Raw genomic sequence first — 12725 nt, forward strand, 5'->3', positions numbered from 1 at the left:
CTTTTTAGCCGGGTATAGTGACCGATGTTAAGTGAGTCAGCACTCACCAAGGAGACGATACGAATGACAACAAGACTAATCGATTTGAAGCACCTGCAAAAGAAGTTCGGTCAACAAACCGTGCTGGCGGACGTCTCGCTGCACGTTGACGCGGGCCAGATCCTCGGCCTCATTGGGCCCAGTGGCGCCGGCAAGTCCACGGCGATCAAAATCGCGCTGGGTATGGAAGTCGCAGACGGCGGCGACGCGCTGGTGCTCGCTACCCACATGCCCAACCGCCCCCTCCTTGGCCGTATCGGTTACATGGCCCAGGACGATTCGCTGTACGACGCCCTCACCGGCGCGGAGAACCTGCGCTTTTTCGGCCGGATGAAGGGCGTCAAAAAGGACGCGCTGGCGGCAGATATCGCCCACGTCGCCGATGTCGTGGACCTCACACCCGCCCTCGCCAAACGGGTCAGCGGTTATTCCGGCGGCATGCGGCGCCGGTTATCCCTGGCGATTGCCCTGCTCGGTGACCCCGAGCTGCTGGTGCTGGACGAGCCGACCGTCGGCATTGACCCGGCGCTGCGGCGCAAGATCTGGCACGAGCTGCATCAACTGCGCGACGCCGGCCGCGGCGTACTGATCACGACGCACGTGATGGACGAGGCCGAACTCACCGATGAGGTCGCCCTGCTGCTCGACGGCAAGGTCATGGCCTACGACGCGCCGGCCAAGCTCGAGGCGCTGTACCAGGTCAAGACGATCGAAGAAGTCTTCTTGAAAGCGGAAGGAGTGGCTTGATATGCGCGCACTTTATATCGCCCGCCGCGTGGTGACTGAGCTCATTCGCGACAAACGCACCCTGGCGCTGATGTTTGTGGCGCCAGTGTTGATCATGTTTTTGATGAAGCTGATTTTTACTCAAAGCGCCTCGACCAGTGTCAAAGTCGCCACCGTCGACTTGAACAACAACGTCCGCACCACGCTAAACGACATCAAGCACGTCGCAGTATCCAAAAAGGCCAGCAACGCCAGCGCGCAACAAGCGCTGCGGGATCAAAAGGTCGACGCCGTGATTCACGAAACCAGCGCCAGCCACTACACCATCACCTACGCCAACACCGATGCCACCAAGACCAGCCTGGTCAAGGCCGGCTTCAACGCGGCGCTGACCCAAAACGGCATGAAGACGCTGAAGCAGACGACCGTCAAGCTGAGCAGGACCGTCAGCCAAATGGCCGCCACCATTGCCAGGCTTTCCCCGCAGGCGGCCGCGGCCATGAAGCAGCCCAAAGCCAAGGCGCAGCCGCGCGCCAAGATCAAGAGCCGCTACAACTATGGCGACAAGAACACCGACTTTTTTGACAAAATCGTGCCGATCCTGATGGGCTTTTTCGTCTTCTTCTTCGTGTTCCTGATCTCCGGCATGGCACTGCTCAAGGAGCGCACGACCGGCACGCTGGACCGCCTGCTGGCCACCCCGGTGCGGCGCGGCGAGATCGTGCTCGGCTACATGATCAGCTATGGCATCCTGGCACTGATTCAAACCGTCATCATCGTGCTGACCACCGTTGGCTTTATGGGCGTTGAGATCACCGGGTCGCTGGGGGCAGTGATGGTGATCAACTTCCTGCTAGCACTGGTCGCCCTCGCGTTTGGCATTCTGCTGTCGACTTTAGCGCAGTCAGAATTTCAGATGATGCAGTTCATCCCCATCATCGTGATCCCCCAAATCTTCTTCTCCGGCATCGTGTCACTGGATTCGCTGGCGAGCTGGGTCAAAGACATCTCCTATGTGCTGCCGCTGACCTACGCCGGCAACGCGATGACGCAAATCATCATGGACGGCACCAAGCTCACCAGCCTGGGTGTCGACATCGGCGTGCTTCTGCTCTTCCTGCTGGTCCTGACCGGCCTGAACGTTCGCGGCATGCGGCGTTATCGCAAGGTGTGATAAACTGATCGCAGCAATAAGGAGGCCTCTATGCAAGTCAATTCAGTTGAAACCCTTTTGGCCAACAGCCTGGCACAGTCAGCCCTGTCAAAAAAGCAGCAGGACGTGCTGAAGGCCTGCCTGACGCTTTTTGCCGAGCAGGGGTACGACCGCACCACCACCGCCGACATCGCGCAGCTGGCCGGCGTGTCGGAAGGCACCGTGTACAAGCATTTTAACAATAAGCGCGAGATCCTCGACGCCTTGCTTGAGCCGCTGAAAGCCAGCGTGCTGCCCGCCGTCGCGGATGAATTCGTCGCCGAAACGGTCAATCAACACTTCGCCTCGCTGGGAGCCGCGCTGCGGTTTCTTATCAGCGACCGCATGCGCTTCGTTCTCGACAACCGGTTGATCATCCGCGTGTTCCTGCAAGAAGTCCTGGTCAACGCCGACTTGTTCGCCAGTGCCTTGGCAATGGCTAAGCAACGCTTTGTCCCGGCCGTCCTGCCCATGCTGGTAAAATTCAGCCAGCCCCAGCACCCCCTCACGCTCGAATCATTTCGGCCGATATTCGGGCTGATGCTGACGTACCTATTGCCCGTCATCCTGAAGCCGGAACTGCAGCTCGATGTGGATCAGGCCACGGACCAAATCCTGGCCAAGGTCATGCCGGCCCTAGAAGCCTGACCTGCAATCACAATAATTGACCACGCCTACTTTCGGCTTGATCTGCAGAAAGTAGGCGTGGCCTTTTTGAAACGAAGCGGCAGCGCGTGGCCTGACCCGCCCATGTTTCACGTGGAACGCGTCAGGCCTAGTTCATGGCATTAAAAAAGCAGCGTCTGCCCGCTGCTTGGCGTATCTATCCTAAGGAGGAGGTAAGACGTTAGGAGTCACGTCTTGGTGGGACTATCTCATATTGGAAGTGTCTTATCTCTTCCATAAATTAAGTTTACCAGATGAATTAGTGCGCTTGCAAGCGCTTTCTATTGCTTTTTTAAATTTCGGTCCTGTTAGTCGCTCTAGCCCGCGAGCGCTTGAATAGTCGAAGCCTGCTTTATTAGGCGACGGATTTACACTGCAAGTGCAACAAATTAGCCAAATAGAAAGACTCATAGCCTGAGTCCTTGTAAAATGGAATCACCACAACACCACAACAAGGAGAACTCGACTATGAGCCCGTACAATCATCTTACCTTAAAGGAACGCGAAACGATACTGCTTGGCCTCAATAATGGCCTGACTCAAGAAGCCATTGCGAAATCTCTGGGGCGCTCACGAAGCACCATCAGCCGTGAGGTCGCTCGCAATGGCGGCTGGGAGAATTACTCTGTAGCGGAAGCTCAGACGCGTTACGAGAAGGTTCGTGAGCACTCTCGCCGACCACGGATCCTCGCAGATGATCAAGTGTGCGAGTGCGTGGTCCGCTACATCGTTGAGCTGCACTGGTCGCCTGAACAGATTGCCGGACGTCTACGCCACGAAAGCACTCCGATTCAGATCAGTTACCCAACGATTTATCGCGGCATCTACCGCAACAACCTTGGCGTTCCGCTTAGAAGCCATGGTGCTCGTGGTATTGCCCGACAGCTGTGTCATCGCGGTAAGACGCGTAAGGTGAAAGGCACCATCAATGAAAGACGTGGCCGGTTCAACGATGCGCCTTGGATCCATAACCGCCCATTATCAGCGGAGAATCGGAGCTGGTTTGGTCATTGGGAGGGCGACACGGTCCGCGGCAAGACTGGACACTCAGCTCTAGTCACCTTAGTCGACCGTAGATCACGGTATCTGCTTTCAGTGCGAGTATCAACAGCCAATGCCAGTCAGGTCGAGAACGCAATGGTGGCCCTGCTAAGTGAACAGCCACGAGGCCGGGTGAGAACCGTTACGCCCGACCGAGGAAGCGAGTTTGCACACTATCAAGCACTCAGTCAGGAACTGGCAATTAAAGTGTTCTTCCCAGACCCTCATGCCCCGCAACAGCGCGGCACCAACGAGAATACCAACGGTCTAATTCGTGAGTATTTCCCTAAAGGAACCGACTTAGATTTACTAAGTGATCAGGACATCACCACGTTCGTTGAACAACTGAATAACCGACCACGCAAGGTCTTAGGCTGGAAGACACCAGCTGAAGTCTATCTAGGTAAAAAGTTGCACTTGATTTGACAATTCGTCGCACACCAGGACTCACTAAGAGGTATGATTAACTACAATCACAAACTGGTGATCACGCCCGTTCCGCCACTGTCACCAGGAGAGTAACGAAGGAGTATGTCCATGACCGAAACCCAAATCATCCCTGTCACCGAAGCTCAAATCCCCACACTGGTGCAGCTGGCCCGCACCACTTTCGCCGATACGTTCAACGCGAACACGGCGCCGGCGGACATGGCGGCCTTTCTAGACGCGGCGTACTCGCCAAAGCAGCTCACCCAAGAGCTGCGCACGCCGGGCACGACCTTCTGGTTCATCACAGTCGCTGGCACGCCGGCCGGGTACCTCAAGCTTAACGTCGATGCCGCCGTGACTGCCGATGTGCAGGCGAAAAACGCGCTAGAGCTGGAGCGCATCTACATTTTACCGGCGTACAAGCACCAGGGCCTGGGCAGCAAGCTCTACGCCCACGCCTTGAAAATGGCAAAGGACCTGCACAAAGACACCATCGCGCTCGGCGTCTGGGAACACAACGAACCCGCTAAGGCCTTCTACGCCGCCCGCGGCTTCCACAAAGTCGGCGAGCACGCCTTTGTCGTGGGCAGCGACCCCCAGCACGACTGGCTGATGGAAGCGGCGGTGTAGCCCCATCCTCCACCCATCTTTCGAATTAAAATTAAAAACTCTCCTCACGTTTGCGCATTCCTGCAAACATGGGGAGAGCTTTGCTGTCAACTGAATTGGGTCACCGCTTAATGGCACGTGATGGCGCCGCTGGTGATCCCGCGAGCAAGGTTCTCGCGCCGCAGTGCCCCTTTATCTCTTGCAACCTACGCGAAGAACCAGTTGCTGGCGTCGGTGTAAACTTTCTCGACTGTCTCAGGCTTGTCGTCACCCGGCAGATCCGCACTGCTCTTGAGGCCGGTGCGGGCCAGGACGTAGCACAAGCCCTGGTAGCTTTCGCGGTACAAAGCCAGCTCCTGCGTATCGATCTGAATAGGCTGGCCAGGGGCGACCGGGACCAACTCGTCGCGCTCGTAAATACAATCGCCGGACAGGATCTTCCAGACCCCGTTTTGCTTCTCCAACCGGGTGAAAATGCGCGCGTAGGAGTGCAGATCAACGGCCTGGCCGTCCAGCTTGATGCGCGGCGACAACATCATCACCGTCATTTCACCGATGGCCTTGCCGCCGTTGACCCAGACGGTGGTGTAGTTGATTTTGTGCTTCGACCCGCCGCCGTTGGCCTGCGCCAGCTTTTCAAAGTAACCCTTCGCCGGGCCGTCATACCAGGAGACGTGGATCTGGGCGTCATCACTGTAGCAGGCCGCCTCTTGGGCGTACAGCCCGTTGTCGCGGGTGTAGCGCTCGTACTCCAGCAGTTCGCGGATCGCGGCCCGGTCAGCGAGCGCCTGCTTATCGGTTTGGTCCAGCGGGGCATCATAGAATTTTTTATCAGTCATCATAAAAACCTCCTAAATGTTGAGTGCGTTATACATAATGACAAAAGGCATGCCAGCAATTTGGTGGGTGCGCGGATGCATGGTGTCGCTGTCGGTGACTGGCCCGGTCGGCATCTGCGTGATCGGCGTGTCGGTTTGGCCGCCAGCCTTGATGTCGGTGACCCCTTGGATCAAGGTACTGAGCACGTGCGGCGGAAACGCGTCAACGCGGTGACCACTGTACAGCTGCGCGTCATCCCCGACCAAGTGTTGAAGCTTAGCTAAACCCTGAGCCCACACAGTGAGCGAGGTACAGCGCGCATCGTAAAGCTCACTCATGGTCAGGGTGGCCAGGCTGTCACCGGTGAAGCCCAAGTGGCGATCAGCGTCGACGAACACCATGCTGCCGGCAGAGTGGCCTGGCAGAGTCAATGCGGTCAATGTGGTGCCGCCAAGGTCGAAGCGGTCGCCATCATGCAGCGGCTGATAGCTGAAGCTGGCATCCTGCGGTTCTTCGGCCTGCATGTGGGCAACCAGCTCAGCGTTGTGGCCACTGGCGACGTCGATCGCGTGCAGGCGAAAGCGCGGATCAAACGCGGCCTTCATCACCGCGTCGTCGGCGGGATTCATGTAGACCTGGTCGAACAACTCCGCTCCACCGGTATGGTCGGGGTCGCCGTGCGTCAACAGGCAGATGACGGGGAGTGGCGTGATGTTGCGTATTTCCGCCAGCAGGTCGCGGTCAATGCCGAACCCGGCATCAACCATTGCGGCGCGCTTTGTGCCCACCACGAGCTGCTGGGAGAACTTGATGGGGCGATCGGTGATGTTTTCGCTGATGTTGTATACCCCATCGGTCACTTGAGTCACCGTATAGAGATTTTTCATAAGCGGCCTCCTTAGTTCAAGTGCAGCAACGTGGCCGCATTTTGATTGGCGATTTTTTCCTGATCGGCTTGTGTCAAGTCGGATGCGGTCAGAAACTTCTGCGCGTCAGCCGGGTGATTGTAGGGGTAATCCAGCGAGTACAACAGGTGATCGGCGCCGACCTCAGTCATGGCCAGCGTCAGCTGCGCCGGGAAGAACCTGCCGCTTGGCGTGATGTAAAAGTTGTCGCTGTAGGTTTGGCTGATGCTGCGGTCAAGGTGAACGGTCAGGCCCAGCGTCTGGTCCATCCGCTCAAGGAAGTTCGGCACCATTTCGCCCCAGTGGCCAGTGATGATTTTGAGGCGTGGGTGCCGATCAAACACGCCGGCGAGGATCAGGCGGATCATCTGCACCCCGAGGTCTTCATGCCAGCCCCAACCGGCGCCGGTAAAGGTGAATGCGGTCAGCTCCGACCAGCCTTGGCCCTGATAGTAATGCTCACTGATTTCTTCAGGGATCACGGCCGGATGGAAGTACAGCGGCACATCGAGTTCTTCAGCCTTGGCGAAAATCGGCTCATACATCGGGTCGTCGAACATGTGCCCATCGTAGTAACCGTGGATCATTGCACCTTGCAGGCCGAGTTGCTTGACGGCGCGTTCGAGTTCCGCGGCGGCCGCTTCGGGATCGCCAACCGGCAGCGTCGCCCAGCCGCCAAGGCGGTCGGGATGCGCACTGATGGCCTGCGCTAAATCGTCATTGGCCATTTTGCACAGGTCAATGGCGACCTTCGGATCCAGATTCTGCGGCGTGTCATCGCCGTAGCCCATGATCTGCATCTGGATCTCATTTTGATCCATGAAGGTCAGGCGCCGCTCGCCGGCGCTGATGAGCTCGGTGTTGTCGCGCTTCGTCTTCGCAACAAACGCTTCAATGCTGTGATCGGCCGGATTTTTGTGCGGATTGGCCGGCTTCGGCATGTACGGCTTAGCGGCCTCATTGACGCGCTGTGATTCCCAGTGTTCTTCTAGTGTGATTAATTTCATCTTGGTTGCCTCCTGATTGAATAACCACATTCTAGGAGGCGGCGCCCACTAAAAATGGGGGTTATAGGCCGCGGAAAATCTTAGCCGGCACCGGCAGCATCTTCTGAAAAATCGTGATTAGTTGCTCGCGGCTCAGCTCAGGGTGGTCACTGACCACATCGGCAAAGCCCAGATACATGCGCGCCAGCAGGTCGATCATGACCCCCTTCATCGGGATGTTGGTCCCTTCGATGCTGCTGACGCGCCGGATCTCGCGGCTGAGATACGCCACCATGAGATCGCCGGCGTTAGCCCAGCGCACCATCGCGATCAAGTCGCGATGCGCGAGCAGCAAAGCGACCGTCAAAGGCGCCCCTTCCTCGCTGGGATCCAGGGTTTGGTCGGCTTTTTGCAGGGCCGAATTGATGACCCGGGAGACGGTCACTTCGATGATCTCGCCGATGCTGTCGTAGCGCTGGTAATAGGTCTGGCGGGCGATTTTGGCCGTTTGACACAGCGCACTCACGCTGATGTTGGCAAACGCCTCGCCGGCCTCGAAGGACTGCTTCAAGGCGGCGAACAGCTTGTCCTGGGTCGCCTGCAGCCGCTTATCAGGGGCCTGATAATAGGCAACTGGAATGTGAACTTTGCTCATGACGCGCCCTCCCTTGTTCTCCGCAGCAGCGAACCTGAGGCAACATAATCGGCCTCGCCCACGTTCTGTCCAAGAATCGCCGATACGGATGTATCCGCGTGTGTATATCTTGGCGGGCAAGACCACATATTGCCACAACCAGATTAGTGATGCCGGCTAGTGCACAACTTCTATGCGCATTGGCGATAATTGTGGGTCTCAGAACGCGTTGCCGCTGCTCACCTTTTTTCGCGCAGCGTGACTCGCCAAATGCCAACTAAGATAACTGATTCTCCATCCGACTACTTTTTAAACCGGTTGAGGTAATGGCCGGCAAATAATTTATGAAACTTGACCCCCAAGGTGGGGTTGGCCGCGTCAATATCGGCGTACATCGCATTGGTGATCTTCGTCAACAACACATACAACTCATCTTGCTCAGCTTCAGTGAGCACCTGCAAAAATGGCGGCACTTCCTGGGCGGCAGATGCAATTTCTTCCCGCCCCTGGGGGGTCAGGCTGACCAGATTGACCCGGCGATCCTTAGTCGACTTAGCCAAGGTAACCAGATGGCGTTTCGCTAACTTAGCGACAAACTCGCTGGTCGATTGCGGCGACATCGCCAAGCGCGACGCTAAATGATGCTGCGATTGGTGATCCTCATCCGCTAACGCCAACAGAATCTTGCCCTGACCCTCAACGGTCATGCGCGGCCGTGCTTGCTTGACGATGTCGTCGTAGATTTTGCTCAGCTGTTCATATTCTGCCAGTTTGCCAGCGGCCAGCTCAGCCTTAACTTCATTTGCTATCATTCATCAGTCCTCATCAGTCGTTTTCTCCAGTATACAGCAGATTTAATCAGGGCACTTGACATATTAATCAGGGGGCCTTATTGTATTTTAGTCAGGTGGCCTGATTAAAAATTGCAGGAGGCTTATATGAATAACGATGATGTGATTCAAGTTAGCAATATTTCAAAACACTTTGGCAAGAATGCCGCGGTCCAAGATGTTTCTTTTAGCGTCGAGAAGGGGGAGATCTTTGGCTTACTGGGCCCCAATGGTGCTGGCAAAACCACCTTGATCAGGATGATGACTACCCTACTGCACCCAGATACCGGCCAGATCCTGATCAATGGCTTTGATACGCAAACACAGGGCCGCAACGCACGCCAACAGTTCAGTGTCACGGGTCAAACAGCAGCCATCGATCAAGATCTGACTGCGCGGGAAAACCTCATGATCTTCGCGCGTTTGTCAGGGCTGGGGATACCTGCCGCCCGCAGCCGAGCAACCGAACTGTTAAAGGCGTTTGACCTCGTTGCTTCGGCAGATCAAACACTTGAAACTTTTTCTGGGGGCATGCGGCGCCGTCTGGACCTTGCCGTGAGCCTGGTAGGTAAGCCAACGATTTTATTTTTAGACGAGCCCACGACCGGCCTAGATCCGCGCACGCGGGCCCAAATGTGGCAGGTCATTCAATCGCTCGTTGCGACCGGCTCAACGGTGTTGCTCACCACCCAGTACCTGGAAGAGGCCGCGCAATTCGCTGATCGTATCGCGCTGATCGATCACGGCCAGATGAAGGCCATCGGCACGCCAGACGAACTGACTAGGCGCGTTGGCGGCAAGCGGTTGCGCCTTCAGGTCACGGCAGCGCAATCGTTAAAAGCGGCTCAGGTCATTCTGCAAAAGACTGAAATGAATCCTGTTCAGGTCAGCGAACGAACCTTGACGGTGTCACTGGATGAAGGTGAGGTGGGGCAAACCGCAGCGCTGCTTCAGCAATTTGACGAAGCTGGCATCGCCCTCAGCCAGTTTGCTATCGAACCGCCATCGCTCGACGATGTCTTTTTGCAAATGACGGTCGGCAAAAACTAAGGAGGCCCCACAAATGAATATCGAGACAAGCAACACTCATAACTTAAAAAATATGGTAACCATGACTCATCGTAATCTCTTGAAGACCCTGCACAACCCGGACAACTTTGGCGATGTCATTATGGAACCGGTTATTTTTACCTTGCTATTTGGATTCTTGTTCGGCGGCGCCATTGCCGGGAGCGTGCAGTCTTACCTGCCGATCCTGGTGCCTGGCATCCTGCTTCAAAGTATTCTCAATGCCGCATCAGGATCGGGGCAGCAGCTCCGTGAGGATATTAATAATGGCGTTTTCGATCGCTTCAAGACCTTACCGATCGCGCCAATTGTGCCGCTAGCCGGGCAATTGATTGGGGATATCTTCCGACTGCTGCTGGCAGGATCAATGGCCTTGGTCACGGCCTTTCTCATGGGCTGGCGCCCTGTCGTAGGCCTGCCAATGGTCGCGGCGGCGCTGGGCTTGGCGTTATTCATCGGCTGGGCCACTTCCTGGATTTTTGCCTTGGTCGGGCTCGTAGCCAAAAACGCGGAAATGATTGGCAGTCTATCCATGATGATCATTTTAGTGTTGACCTTCTTGTCCAATGCCTTTGTGCCCACTAAGACCTTGCCAAGGTTCATTCAGACGATTGTGAATCTAAATCCGGTTAGCTACACCGTCACGGCGATCCGGTCAATTTTGCAAACTGGAACGTGGGACTTGCATGCGACGGTCGCCCTGCTTTGCGGACTCCTCATTATTTCAATCTTCATGCCGCTCAGTTTACTGGCCTATCAAAAGCAAAACTGACCCAAAAACAAGGCGCCTGACGAGTTTTTCGCCAGGCGCCTTTGGGCACGAGTCAGTTAGTATTTGATCAACCCCCATCACCACCCAGAAAACCCCAGCTCCCAGCGTCACGAGCAACATGGTCGGCGGAAAAACGAAGCTCAACAGCAAGACCCCGCGCTTCACCAACACGTCCCAAAACAGCAGGCGATTGCGCGGCGCATCTCCCAGCACCGAGCGGTACAGCACCAGGTTGGCGAGTGTCACCCCGATGATGATGACGCCTTAGAAAACTTGCGCCCCCACGCTCATGAAGTGGGCCGAGACGATCCGCGTCGCACAAGGTACCAGCGAGCTAAAAAACAGCAACCCGATAGCAAGCCACGGCGCACCTTTGTTGATGACAACCAGCCGCTCAGTCTACCCAGTCCTCTCAAGAAAACAGGCGACCCCAAAGGACCGCCTGAGTGAAACTTAGTATTTTCTCATCAAACTTGTACTTTTAATACTTGCCTTCGTTGCTAAACAAATAATAAATCAGCATGCCTGCACCAAGCAGCGCGCACACCCCACCGATGATGGGAACGACTTTGCCAAACTGAGTGACCGTCATGATGATGGCGCCGCCCACGAAGAGGAAGCCGCCAGCCTGCAAGTTTTTCATCGGGATCTCCTTTCACGTATGTGCTCAAAGCTTATCATAATTCTTCATCAATCCGCACCAGAAAAAAGGTTATCCCCCGCCGGCTATTGTCTTGCCTACAATTCGATGACCACTTTGCCCTTAGTTTTCCCATGATCCACCAGCTGCAGCGCCGCGTTAATCTGATTAAGCGTGAAGACATGGTCATCGATGGCGGGGACGATATTGTTCTCCTCGACGATTTTCGTGATCTGCTTCAGCTGCTGCCCATCGCTGCGCACGAACAGAAAGCGATACAGGCCATCACGGCTGCGAGCGAGCTTGTCCCACCGCCGGCCCGCAATACCAAACAGAAAAGTTTTCCAGAACGGTAAATGCCGCGAGGTGGCAAAATAACGATTCGGCCCAGCCACCAGACTCAGGATGCGGCCACCCTGTTTCAGAACGGATACTTCGCGCTCAATTCCCTGAGCGCCGCGCGTATCGATAATGTAATCGACCGGCGCCAGCACCTCCCAATAGTTCTCCTTACGGTAATCGAGGTACTGGTCTGCGCCCAGCTGCGTGATCCGAGCCTTGGCTTCGGCGTTGCCCGAAACGATCACTTTTAGCCCCATCTGCTTAGCGATGGGCACCGCCATCTGGCCAAAGCTGCCAGAGCCACCTGGGATGAACAGGGTTCGACCCGGCTGAGCGGCTAGTTCCTCGGTCAGCCCCTGGTACGCCGTCAGACCCGTCAACGGCACCGCCACGGCCTGCTTGAGCGACAGGTTTTTAGGCACGTACCAAAGCGCGTCCTCAGCGACCGCGATATACTCGGCAAAGCCGCCAATTTTGCCAAGCGGCAACCGGGCATAGACCTGGTCGCCGACCTTAAAGGCTGTCGCTTCGGCGCCACGGGCCACCACCTCACCGGCAATCTCGTTACCCAACGTCAGCGGCATCGGGTAATTTTGGATCAGCTTCACGCTGCCGGTAATATTCATCAAATCCACGGAATTGACCGCGGCGTACTGCACCTGGATCAACACCTCGTGCGGCGCCGGGGTGGGTTTGGCAACGTCATTGACCTCAACGGCCAGCGACTTTGAATACTTAGTAATTTGTACTGCTTTCATATGCAGACTTCCTTTCGTGAAGCGCAATCGCGGGTGACGACCAGGCGGCCAAGCCGGGCAAATGGTTCGTTTAGCAGGCGCAGCGCCGCTTCACTGACCTGTGTGATCTGCTGATAGGTGATTTTCAAGTGGCCCACTTTCGGCAAGGCTTTGTACCGACACGAATCTGCCTCAAGCCTAATCGACGAGCACCGCTGAGGCAATATCAAGCAGCAAAAAGGACGAACAAAATTGCTCGTCCTTTTGTTTCCCGTGAAACATCCTCGAAG

The 12725-nt window shown here is 56.1% G+C and carries 14 protein-coding genes; 7 read left to right on the top strand and 7 right to left on the bottom strand.

Annotated elements, in window-relative coordinates; translation table 11 throughout:
* Nucleotides 1–63 precede the first annotated feature (63 nt).
* The 5 genes from EKM85_RS06035 to EKM85_RS06055 all read left to right on the top strand — a co-directional run bounded on the left by EKM85_RS06035 (nt 64) and on the right by EKM85_RS06055 (nt 4723).
* Complete coding sequence (locus tag EKM85_RS06035; protein WP_125585377.1) at nt 64–786, top strand: ABC transporter ATP-binding protein; 723 nt, start codon at nt 64–66, stop codon at nt 784–786.
* 1 nt (nt 787) lies between these two features.
* Nucleotides 788–1939 carry an ABC transporter permease gene (locus EKM85_RS06040; protein WP_125585378.1) on the top strand — a complete coding sequence of 384 codons (1152 nt, stop codon included), beginning with the start codon at nt 788–790 and terminating at the stop codon, nt 1937–1939.
* 30 nt (nt 1940–1969) lie between these two features.
* A complete protein-coding gene (locus EKM85_RS06045; RefSeq protein ID WP_125585379.1) occupies nt 1970–2605 on the top strand; it encodes a TetR/AcrR family transcriptional regulator in 636 nt (211 codons plus the stop codon).
* A 486-nt stretch (nt 2606–3091) separates the two neighbouring features.
* A complete protein-coding gene (locus tag EKM85_RS06050) occupies nt 3092–4090 on the top strand; it encodes an IS30 family transposase (protein ID WP_125585380.1) in 999 nt (332 codons plus the stop codon).
* A 111-nt stretch (nt 4091–4201) separates the two neighbouring features.
* A complete protein-coding gene (locus EKM85_RS06055) occupies nt 4202–4723 on the top strand; it encodes a GNAT family N-acetyltransferase (protein WP_225418943.1) in 522 nt (173 codons plus the stop codon).
* Nucleotides 4724–4908: 185 nt separating this feature from the next.
* Here EKM85_RS06055 and EKM85_RS06060 read toward each other — a convergent pair whose 3' ends face one another.
* The 5 genes from EKM85_RS06060 to EKM85_RS06080 all read right to left on the bottom strand — a co-directional run bounded on the left by EKM85_RS06060 (nt 4909) and on the right by EKM85_RS06080 (nt 8858).
* Nucleotides 4909–5541 (bottom strand): nuclear transport factor 2 family protein, encoded by a 633-nt coding sequence (locus EKM85_RS06060; RefSeq protein ID WP_164510686.1) that lies wholly within the window; start codon nt 5539–5541, stop codon nt 4909–4911.
* Nucleotides 5542–5553: 12 nt separating this feature from the next.
* Nucleotides 5554–6408 (bottom strand): MBL fold metallo-hydrolase, encoded by an 855-nt coding sequence (locus EKM85_RS06065; RefSeq protein WP_125585383.1) that lies wholly within the window; start codon nt 6406–6408, stop codon nt 5554–5556.
* An 11-nt stretch (nt 6409–6419) separates the two neighbouring features.
* Nucleotides 6420–7433, bottom strand: a complete 1014-nt coding sequence (locus EKM85_RS06070; RefSeq protein ID WP_164510687.1) for an amidohydrolase family protein — start codon at nt 7431–7433, stop codon at nt 6420–6422.
* A gap of 61 nt (nt 7434–7494) precedes the next feature.
* Nucleotides 7495–8067, bottom strand: a complete 573-nt coding sequence (locus tag EKM85_RS06075) for a hypothetical protein (protein WP_125585385.1) — start codon at nt 8065–8067, stop codon at nt 7495–7497.
* Between the two features lie 281 nt (nt 8068–8348).
* Nucleotides 8349–8858 carry a MarR family winged helix-turn-helix transcriptional regulator gene (locus tag EKM85_RS06080; protein ID WP_404819921.1) on the bottom strand — a complete coding sequence of 170 codons (510 nt, stop codon included), beginning with the start codon at nt 8856–8858 and terminating at the stop codon, nt 8349–8351.
* 126 nt (nt 8859–8984) lie between these two features.
* Between EKM85_RS06080 and EKM85_RS06085 the strand changes: the two genes are divergently transcribed.
* Entirely contained in the window at nt 8985–9926 is a 942-nt protein-coding gene (locus tag EKM85_RS06085) for an ATP-binding cassette domain-containing protein (protein ID WP_125585386.1), read from the top strand.
* A gap of 13 nt (nt 9927–9939) precedes the next feature.
* A complete protein-coding gene (locus tag EKM85_RS06090) occupies nt 9940–10716 on the top strand; it encodes an ABC transporter permease (protein WP_125585387.1) in 777 nt (258 codons plus the stop codon).
* Between the two features lie 481 nt (nt 10717–11197).
* On the opposite strand, the gene EKM85_RS11460 is transcribed toward EKM85_RS06090, so the two are convergent.
* Together EKM85_RS11460 and EKM85_RS06095 are read right to left on the bottom strand one after the other, a co-directional pair.
* Nucleotides 11198–11359, bottom strand: coding sequence for a hypothetical protein (locus tag EKM85_RS11460; protein ID WP_164506147.1), 162 nt, complete (start codon nt 11357–11359; stop codon nt 11198–11200).
* Nucleotides 11360–11454: 95 nt separating this feature from the next.
* Nucleotides 11455–12456 (bottom strand): NADP-dependent oxidoreductase, encoded by a 1002-nt coding sequence (locus EKM85_RS06095; protein ID WP_125585388.1) that lies wholly within the window; start codon nt 12454–12456, stop codon nt 11455–11457.
* Nucleotides 12457–12725 lie beyond the last annotated feature (269 nt).

Source organism: Lacticaseibacillus jixianensis (genome assembly GCF_003946485.1).
In the GTDB taxonomy this organism is placed as follows: Bacteria; Bacillota; Bacilli; order Lactobacillales; family Lactobacillaceae; genus Lacticaseibacillus; species Lacticaseibacillus jixianensis.

Bases quoted from the DNA above. Each gene is read 5' to 3' on its own strand.
- EKM85_RS06035 (WP_125585377.1), top strand. From the start codon at position 64: ATGACAACAAGACTAATCGATTTGAAGCACCTGCAAAAGAAGTTCGGT.
- EKM85_RS06040 (WP_125585378.1), top strand. From the start codon at position 788: ATGCGCGCACTTTATATCGCCCGCCGCGTGGTGACTGAGCTCATTCGC.
- EKM85_RS06045 (WP_125585379.1), top strand. From the start codon at position 1,970: ATGCAAGTCAATTCAGTTGAAACCCTTTTGGCCAACAGCCTGGCACAG.
- EKM85_RS06050 (WP_125585380.1), top strand. From the start codon at position 3,092: ATGAGCCCGTACAATCATCTTACCTTAAAGGAACGCGAAACGATACTG.
- EKM85_RS06055 (WP_225418943.1), top strand. From the start codon at position 4,202: ATGACCGAAACCCAAATCATCCCTGTCACCGAAGCTCAAATCCCCACA.
- EKM85_RS06060 (WP_164510686.1), bottom strand. From the start codon at position 5,541: ATGACTGATAAAAAATTCTATGATGCCCCGCTGGACCAAACCGATAAG.
- EKM85_RS06065 (WP_125585383.1), bottom strand. From the start codon at position 6,408: ATGAAAAATCTCTATACGGTGACTCAAGTGACCGATGGGGTATACAAC.
- EKM85_RS06070 (WP_164510687.1), bottom strand. From the start codon at position 7,433: ATGAAATTAATCACACTAGAAGAACACTGGGAATCACAGCGCGTCAAT.
- EKM85_RS06075 (WP_125585385.1), bottom strand. From the start codon at position 8,067: ATGAGCAAAGTTCACATTCCAGTTGCCTATTATCAGGCCCCTGATAAG.
- EKM85_RS06080 (WP_404819921.1), bottom strand. From the start codon at position 8,858: ATGATAGCAAATGAAGTTAAGGCTGAGCTGGCCGCTGGCAAACTGGCA.
- EKM85_RS06085 (WP_125585386.1), top strand. From the start codon at position 8,985: ATGAATAACGATGATGTGATTCAAGTTAGCAATATTTCAAAACACTTT.
- EKM85_RS06090 (WP_125585387.1), top strand. From the start codon at position 9,940: ATGAATATCGAGACAAGCAACACTCATAACTTAAAAAATATGGTAACC.
- EKM85_RS11460 (WP_164506147.1), bottom strand. From the start codon at position 11,359: ATGAAAAACTTGCAGGCTGGCGGCTTCCTCTTCGTGGGCGGCGCCATC.
- EKM85_RS06095 (WP_125585388.1), bottom strand. From the start codon at position 12,456: ATGAAAGCAGTACAAATTACTAAGTATTCAAAGTCGCTGGCCGTTGAG.